The sequence below is a fragment of the Mesorhizobium sp. M7A.F.Ca.CA.003.01.2.1 genome (assembly GCF_003998945.1).
Taxonomy (GTDB): Bacteria; Pseudomonadota; Alphaproteobacteria; order Rhizobiales; family Rhizobiaceae; genus Mesorhizobium; species Mesorhizobium ciceri.
Genome location: NZ_RZRA01000190.1, coordinates 1 through 7065 on the forward strand (window position 1 = coordinate 1; position 7065 = coordinate 7065).

Genomic DNA, 7065 nt, shown 5'->3' on the forward strand with positions numbered 1-7065 from the left:
GTCGACATGGCTCTCGGCGGCAAGGTTCATGACGATGTCGATATCGTCGCGCCGGAGGATGTCGAGCACGGCCCTTTCGTCGCAGATATCGGCCTGCGCGAAGCGATAATTGTGTGCGTTCTCGATCGGCCGCAGCGAGGCCAGGTTTCCCGCATAGGTCAGCTTGTCGAGATTGGTCACCCGATAGGCCGGGTTGGCGCATAGATGCCGGCATACCGCCGAACCGATAAAGCCAGCACCGCCCGTCACCAGAAAATTCATGCCGCTGTCCTCAAATAACCCATCAGGCGAACACCTCGGCGGCAGCCAGCAGCGGCGCCTTCAGGTCCTTGTCCGAGAGCTGGAACCCGCCGGTCAATGACGGCCATTCGATGCCGATGGCGGGATCGTCGAAACGGATCGACCGGTCATGCGCCTGCGAATAGGTATCGGTCACCTTATACAGGACCTCGGTGTCGGGCACGAGCGTCACGAAGCCGTGCGCGAAGCCTTTCGGCACCAGAATCTGGTTGCCCTTTTCGGCCGACACTTCGAGAGCGACCCATTTTCCGAAAGTTTTGGAGCTGCGGCGAATGTCGACCGCAACGTCGAGAATGCTGCCCCGGATGACGCGCAGCAGCTTGTCCTGGGCGCGCGGCGCAAGCTGATAATGAAGCCCTCGCAAGACGCCCGCCGCGGCGGAATAAGAATGATTGTCCTGCACGAAAGCCAAGTCTATGCCGGCCTGCGAAAAGCGCTCGGCATTGTAGGTTTCGACGAAGAAGCCGCGCGCGTCGCCATGTCGCTTCGGAACGATTTCCAGAACGCCATCGATGCCAAGGGGCCTGACTTCCAGCACCTAGGCCTCCGACAGGTCGACGACACGCCGGCGCAGATAGGCGGCATATTCGTTCTTGCCCAGGTGATCGGCGCGACGCAGAACCTGGTCCACAGTCAGCCAACCCTGTTCAAAGGCTATCTCTTCGGGACAGGCGACCTTGATGCCCTGGCGGTGCTCGATGGTGCGCACGAAGGACGAGGCCTCATGCAGGCTGTCATGGGTGCCGGTGTCGAGCCAGGCATAGCCGCGCCCCAACCGATGCACATGCAACTGGCCGCGCTCAAGGTAGACGTTGTTGACCGCCGTGATCTCGAGCTCACCGCGCGCCGAGGGACGGATGGCAGGGGCGATGTCGACGACATCGTTGTCATAGAAGTAGAGACCGGTGACCGCCCAGTTGGATTTCGGCACCTGCGGCTTTTCCTCGATCGTCAGCGCCGTTCCCGTGGCCTTGTCGAAGGAAACCACGCCATAACGCTGGGGATCCTCGACATGATAGGCGAACACCGAAGCGCCCTTTTCGCGCGAGGCAGCGTCGCGGCAAAGCTGCGACAGCCCATCGCCGAAATAGATGTTGTCGCCGAGGATCATCGACACGTTGTCCTTGCCGATAAAATTGCGGCCGATGATGAAGGCTTCCGCCAGCCCGTTGGGCTGCGGCTGCTCGGCATAGGACAGGTCGAGCCCGAACTCCGATCCATCGCCAAGCAGATCGCGAAAAACCGGCAGGTCACGCGGCGTCGAAATGATCAGAATCTCTCGGATACCCGCGAGCATCAGAACGCTCAGCGGATAATAGATCATCGGCTTGTCGTATATCGGCAGAATTTGCTTAGAGACTGCTAATGTTAGTGGATAAAGACGCGTTCCACTGCCTCCAGCAAGGATAATTCCTTTCAAGAAGCTCTCCTTGACATGCCTGAACCCCCCGGCCCTAGCCGCCCGTGCTTAGGTTCCATGCACTGGCTTGTCAATCTCGGCGTTCGTCAAATGACTGGGTCACGATCCGGCGCCAATCCATGGCCAATTCAGGCGACGCATTGCTATCGTCTTGCCAGGGCCGGCCTGACGGGAACAAGCAGATTGTCATCATGGGCGGCGGTCGACTCGCCTCTCTGGCTCAGCCGCTCAGCAAGTCCCTTGTGAAAGATAACGCCATTCATATAGGCGAAGGTCATCGCCAGTGCCGCCGTTCGCAAGGGATAATCGACCAGAGAATGAACGAGCAGAAACGATACTGAGAGAAACGCCATTTTCTGCAGCGGATCTCGCCGTGCCGTAACGGAAAACGCAAAAAGCAATATCGCGTAAGCTGCGACCAGAAAGACAACAGGAGCGCCACCTTCAAGTGCCAATTCCAGATAATCATTGTGGGCGTGATTGACGTAGGGCTTGAAGATCATCTCTCCCTTTTCGTAAATCTGATAGACCTTCGGAAAACTCCCAAAGCCGACGCCCGTCGCCCAGTTCTCTTCAATTCCCGCGATCGTCGTGCGGGCAAATTCGGCCCGTCCAAAGGCCGGGTCAACCACTTCCGCATCGATCTTCGTCCACGCCCCCGATCGTGTAGAGTGAAAGCCCGATGAAGACAGCGGGTATTCCATACCCGCCCAGCCTCGAGCGCGCGGACAGAAAGACGACTGATACCATGGTGATCGCCAGCCCTATCAGAATACCGGCGCGCGAACCGGCGGCCAGAAGCAACAGCAGCAGCGTTATCAAGCCGAGCGACCCGGACAGAAGGTGCCCGCGAAACAGGCCGTAGTAGACAACGAAGGGGATGGAGACGAAGAGCAAAGCTGAAAAATGGTTCTGGTTGGCAAACAGTCCCGCATTGATCGTGAACGGCAACAAACCCTGTATGGCAACCGTATCGGAGAGTGAATACTGGATCGCCGCAGCCAATCCGTTACAGATGACACCCATGAAAAAGAAGGGCAGAAGGCCGTAGACCTGATCTGGGCGCAAGCGGGTGACGCTCAGAAAGAATGCAGCCATCGCCACGAAATACAACAGACACTCGATCGTACGTCCCACGCCGACACTGACGAAACGCAGCCCGGTTTCACCGCTCAGCCACGGATTTGCAAGTAGAACCTCAGGCCGCAATCCGCTCAACAGGGCGGCAGGCAGCGGCACGATTTGAAAACAGAACACGGCCCCTTTGAATTCGTCGATCTCCGAGACCAAAGCAAGGGTTTCAGGGGTGATTTGCAGGAAACCGATCTTCATGGCCATACCTAAAAAAATACCCAAAAATACCCAATAGCTCAAGAATCGACCTTACCCAATAAAGCACTCCCGGCGCCTTGTATGGGAAACGCCCAGTCACAAGGCAAACGGATTAGAGAGTGGATTCGACAACAAAATTCAAAAGGTGCATGATGGGTTTGGTGTCGGGGGATACCTTCATGAATTGGCGTTGGTTTTCGACCGCAACAGTTGTTGCGTTCATCTCAGGCTGCACTGCCGACTATTTGAATAATTATGACTCGGTGACGCTCGCTGCCGGCGATGCGAACCGCTCAAATATGCTTTTGCAAACTGTCGATCCGTTCAATCCGAATAGCCAAAACACGCGTATTGAAGGCGACGGAGCGCGCGCGGTGGCAGTCTTCAACGGATACCGAGGTGCGACCCGAGCCCGTAGCGCTGATTTGGACTGTGCAGGCGGCAGCGGAAACAATGCAGTGGTTGCCCCTGGGGTGCAGATCACAGGCTCTGATCCTAACGGGCTCGATGGTGATCGCGACGGCATTGGGTGCGAGGGAAAATAGGTTGTCTCGAACAAGGAAAGGAGGGCTAGGCTGGCTCGCAGTCATTGCGTTGGCCGCGTATTATTATCCCGTTCCGTACCAGAGACCGGGCATTACCTCGCCAAATCCAAAGGCCACCGTTGAGATCAGACCGGAGGCCAGCAATCTCACCCAGAGCGTTACACGGCAGGTCGAGGAACCGGCCGCACCCAGTCAGCAAACCAACGGGGAAGTGCTTCAAGGCCGCGCATCGGCAGTTGATGGCGATACAATTGAGATCAATGGGACGCGCGTTCGGTTCAACGGCATCGACGCACCCGAGTATGATCAACAGTGCGAGGATGCGAAGCACTTTCGGTATTCATGTGGATGGCAGGCCAAAACTTCCCTCGAAAAATTCATGGCTAAATCGAAGCCCTTACGATGCGAGTTTGTCACTTGGGATCAATACGGACGCTTCGTTGGCAATTGCTACCGGGCGGACGGAGCCGACGTGGCGGCCTGGCTCGTCAAGAATGGGCTGGCCCTCGACTGGCCCAAATACAGCCATGGCGGCTATGCATCCCAACAAGCGGTCGCCAAGGCTGCCAAGCTCGGCCTGTGGAAAGGCTTCTTCGAAGACCCATGGACGTGGCGCGCCGAGCACGCCGAAGATACGCAGCCCGCGGCCAATCAGCCTCTCGGTATCATAGGCCGTCAGGCTCAGTCACAAGGCTATTCGTGCGAGCCTCGCCGTAAATGCTCTCAGATAAGCTCTTGCGCTGAAGCCCAATGGTATCTCAGCAACTGCTCATGGGGCGGCAGGCTGGATCGCGATAGTGACGGGATTGCGTGCGAAACGCTTTGCTAAATACCGAGAACGACGGAGGACTGGTCAGTGGCCCAACAGTCGAGAAATTCCGGTTTGGAGCCCCTCTTTCTCTCTTTTGGTCGGTACGGGTACACTGGTTTGATCCTACGGTGATCTATTACCGGGGCTAGTCGCAACAGGATATCCCCGTTGGGGCTTGCTGATCGGTTCGCTGCTAGGCACATTCACCGCATGTGCAATCTCTACAACATCACCACGTCACAAGAGGCGGTCCGCCAGTGGACCCGGACTTTGCGGGACATCCTAGGCAACCTTGAACCGTCCGTTGACATCTATCCCAACCAGCCCGGCCCAGTGGTGCGTAACGCCCCTGAAGGCCGTGAGCTAGCCAATCTCCTGTGGGGAATGCCGACGCCGGCCGAGCGCGTCAAGGGCAAGGCTGACTACGGCACTACCAACATTCGCAACCCGCAGTACAGCCATTGGCAACAGTATGTCGGCGTCGAGAACCGTTGCGTGGTGCCGGTAACAAGCTTCGCAGAGCCCAGCCCAACTCCCGGCGATAAAGACCGCGAGACAGGCATTCAGCGGAACTATTGGTTCGCGCTCAATGAGGACCGCCCGTTATTCTTCTTCGCTGGCCTCTGGACGCCATGGCATGGGGTCCGCAAGGTAAAGGACGGCCCCGGCGATTTCGAGCTTTACGGTTTCATGACGACCGCGCCCAATGCCCTCATCAAGCCGATCCATGAAAAAGCTATGCCGGTGATCCTGAGGACGCAAGAGGAAACAGAGACTTGGCTGACAGCGCCATGGTCGGAAGCGAAGCGGCTACAACGCACAGCGCCGGATGATGCTCTTGTGATTGTCGAGAAGCCTGCCACACAGATCAAGTTTCCCGAGCAGGCACCAGTACCGCCAAGCCAAGGCTCGTTGTTCTAGATGGCTGGCCTTCGGATACTCTCGGACGTTGCACCGGGCCTTGCGATTGCCATCTTTCTTACAATCTTGGTCGTGATGTTTTTTCGTCGTAAGCGGCGCTAAGCAAATCGGCGGCACGTGATTGAAATGTTGGGCTGTTAGCGCCAGTTATTCATCCCTCCAGATCACGCGTCGTACCATGCGGATTTCAACAAGTCGCCTCACGCGTATCTTCATGCCCTCCGATGCGCTTGGCAGCAGAATGTCCACATCAAGCTCGCGGCGTTTGCAGCGCTCGCAGCGCATGTGCCGGTCAACGTCCCAAAACGGAATGTCCCCCACCAATTTGGCGAGGTCCCCGGGGAGATAGTGGCGTGTAATGTTGCAGTTGATGCACCGGACACGGATTAGCTGACCAACCTCATGCGCTCGGCACAGGGTCTGGACAAGGCGGCGCGGTCGTCTGCTCTGTTCCGGCATAGCCAAAAATAGGAATGAGTTCCTCGCCGAGTCAATTCACTCTTGACATTTATGTTCCCTTTTTGTTCACTACGCCCATGCAGCGTATGGAGTAATGCCATGGATCGAATTGTGACACTGAACAGCCGCCAGGAGGCTGCCCTCCAGGCCCACGCCGAGGATTTCATTGCAGTCCACAAGGGTGATGTGATGAAAGCGCTCAAGGAAATGATCGTGCTCAACGGGCACCTTCAGGAACGACTTGACGCACTCACCCCGCAGCGCCGCGCGACGCGTTAGGAGTAGGCACCATGGGCACAATGCACTTCGACACCGAAGCCAAATCCGAACTGCACTCTGAAGCGGTGAAGCTGATCGCCCGCTACGACAGCCCTCTTGAGACCGTGAAGGCGCTCATGGCCTACAACTGTGAGCTTGAGACCCAGATACTCGCCATCGCCCATCGGCATCCGGGGATAGTTTCAATCGGGTACGATCCTACTCCGCCTGTGCTGGAGTGACCTTCAATGAGCCGCCTGATCTTTGCAGGAGAGCTTGAGAGCGCCGCCGACCAGATAGCGGACATATCCCGCGCCGACCTTCAAATTGTACTTCGTAGGGCCGCCCTGATGCTTAGAAACGTCGCCGGTGTCGATCTGGGCACGAGAACAGACGAATTACTTTTTGGAATCGCAGCGGAGATGGAAGTTTCCAAGTCCGATTTGATCAAAACGATCGTCAGCGACTGGCTAATTGCCAATGCTTATCTGCCTGTTCCGCTAGAGCTTGACGAAGGCAACGAGACACCATTTAAAATCTGAGCATGAAACCCGGCGTCTTCCGCTATGCCCGCGCAAAATACGCCTTGTACCACTCGACGAACCGCCCGACGCCCTCGGTCACTGTCGTCGTCGGGCGGTAGCCGACCGCCTGCTCCAGCGCCGAGGTGTCGGCGAAGGTATCGGGCACATCGCCGGGCTGCAGCGGCAAGAGTTCGACGATGGCTTTGCGGCCGAGCGCGTTTTCCAGCGCCTCGACATAGGCGGTCAACTTAACCGGGTTGTTGTTGCCGATGTTGAAGATGCGCCAGGGGGCGCTGCTTGTGGCCGGATCCGGACGGCTGGAGTCCCAGGCGGCATTGCCCGTGGCCGGGCTGTCGCTGGCACGGATCACGCCTTCGGCGATGTCGTCGACATAGGTGAAGTCGCGCGTGTGGTTGCCGTTGTTGAACAGTTTGATCGGCTCGCCAGCAAGGATGTTTTTGGTGAACAGGAACAGCGCCATGTCCGGGCGCCCCC

The 7065-nt window shown here is 57.5% G+C and carries 12 protein-coding genes; 6 read left to right on the top strand and 6 right to left on the bottom strand.

The features are described 5' to 3' along the window. The 5 genes from EN969_RS10480 to EN969_RS35965 all read right to left on the bottom strand — a co-directional run. On the bottom strand, positions 1-261 hold a 261-nt coding region (locus EN969_RS10480), incomplete at its 3' end, for a GDP-mannose 4,6-dehydratase (RefSeq protein WP_127419111.1). A 22-nt stretch (positions 262-283) separates the two neighbouring features. Further along, a complete protein-coding gene (gene rfbC / locus EN969_RS10485) occupies positions 284-838 on the bottom strand; it encodes a dTDP-4-dehydrorhamnose 3,5-epimerase (RefSeq protein WP_013532726.1) in 555 nt (184 codons plus the stop codon). Then, positions 839-1720: a glucose-1-phosphate thymidylyltransferase RfbA gene (gene rfbA, locus EN969_RS10490; protein ID WP_013532727.1), complete on the bottom strand. Its 882-nt coding sequence runs from the start codon at positions 1718-1720 to the stop codon at positions 839-841. It abuts the gene before it with no gap. Positions 1721-1863: 143 nt separating this feature from the next. After that, positions 1864-2352: an O-antigen ligase family protein gene (locus EN969_RS35960; RefSeq protein WP_244514278.1), complete on the bottom strand. Its 489-nt coding sequence runs from the start codon at positions 2350-2352 to the stop codon at positions 1864-1866. Next, positions 2345-3094: a hypothetical protein gene (locus EN969_RS35965; protein ID WP_244514277.1), complete on the bottom strand. Its 750-nt coding sequence runs from the start codon at positions 3092-3094 to the stop codon at positions 2345-2347. The genes EN969_RS35960 and EN969_RS35965 overlap by 8 nt, the downstream gene beginning before the upstream one ends. 77 nt (positions 3095-3171) lie before the next feature. Between EN969_RS35965 and EN969_RS10500 the strand changes: the two genes are divergently transcribed. The 6 genes from EN969_RS10500 (at position 3172) to EN969_RS10530 (ending at position 6588) form a co-directional block, all read left to right on the top strand. Then, complete coding sequence (locus EN969_RS10500; RefSeq protein ID WP_224674090.1) at positions 3172-3597, top strand: calcium-binding protein; 426 nt, start codon at positions 3172-3174, stop codon at positions 3595-3597. 49 nt (positions 3598-3646) lie between these two features. Next, entirely contained in the window at positions 3647-4426 is a 780-nt protein-coding gene (locus EN969_RS10505; protein ID WP_244514276.1) for a thermonuclease family protein, read from the top strand. A 192-nt stretch (positions 4427-4618) separates the two neighbouring features. Beyond that, positions 4619-5329: an SOS response-associated peptidase gene (locus EN969_RS10510; protein ID WP_013532730.1), complete on the top strand. Its 711-nt coding sequence runs from the start codon at positions 4619-4621 to the stop codon at positions 5327-5329. A gap of 558 nt (positions 5330-5887) precedes the next feature. Further along, positions 5888-6067, top strand: a complete 180-nt coding sequence (locus EN969_RS10520; protein WP_013532732.1) for a hypothetical protein — start codon at positions 5888-5890, stop codon at positions 6065-6067. A gap of 11 nt (positions 6068-6078) precedes the next feature. Beyond that, complete coding sequence (locus EN969_RS10525) at positions 6079-6288, top strand: hypothetical protein (RefSeq protein ID WP_013532733.1); 210 nt, start codon at positions 6079-6081, stop codon at positions 6286-6288. Positions 6289-6294: 6 nt separating this feature from the next. Next, complete coding sequence (locus EN969_RS10530; protein WP_013532734.1) at positions 6295-6588, top strand: hypothetical protein; 294 nt, start codon at positions 6295-6297, stop codon at positions 6586-6588. 22 nt (positions 6589-6610) lie between these two features. Here EN969_RS10530 and EN969_RS10535 read toward each other — a convergent pair. Further along, positions 6611-7065 (bottom strand): NAD-dependent epimerase/dehydratase family protein (locus EN969_RS10535; protein ID WP_127419112.1); only part of this gene is annotated, 455 nt, incomplete at its 5' end.

Bases quoted from the DNA above. Each gene is read 5' to 3' on its own strand.
- EN969_RS10510 (WP_013532730.1), top strand. From the start codon at position 4,619: ATGTGCAATCTCTACAACATCACCACGTCACAAGAGGCGGTCCGCCAG.
- EN969_RS10520 (WP_013532732.1), top strand. From the start codon at position 5,888: ATGGATCGAATTGTGACACTGAACAGCCGCCAGGAGGCTGCCCTCCAG.
- EN969_RS10525 (WP_013532733.1), top strand. From the start codon at position 6,079: ATGGGCACAATGCACTTCGACACCGAAGCCAAATCCGAACTGCACTCT.
- EN969_RS10530 (WP_013532734.1), top strand. From the start codon at position 6,295: ATGAGCCGCCTGATCTTTGCAGGAGAGCTTGAGAGCGCCGCCGACCAG.